Here is a 271-nt window from a genome sequence, read left to right on the forward strand (position 1 = left end):
TGCCGGAGCTGCTGCTAGTCTGGCTTCAGAAGAAGCGAAGAAAGCTTCGAGTGCTACCTTAGATGCCAGCTCAGCTGCCAGTGCTGGTAATTCCAGTGCCTTAAGTTCAGCCAGCGTCGCTGCCAGTTCTGCAGCTAGTGCTGCAAGCAGTGCCGCCAAAGATGCGTCAACTGCTGCTTCCACTGCATCAAGTGCCAACAGCGGTCTGAACAGTCTTGGCAGTATCGCCACGAGTGCCCATGTCAAGAATGACTTGAGCACGATTACGAGT

Annotated in this window: 1 protein-coding gene; it reads left to right on the top strand. The window is 54.2% G+C overall.

What is annotated here, in order from left to right:
* Positions 1–271 (top strand): hypothetical protein (locus HC026_RS12600; protein ID WP_211089501.1); only part of this gene is annotated, 271 nt, incomplete at both ends.

The organism is Secundilactobacillus angelensis, assembly GCF_012641075.1.
Taxonomy (GTDB): Bacteria; Bacillota; Bacilli; order Lactobacillales; family Lactobacillaceae; genus Secundilactobacillus; species Secundilactobacillus angelensis.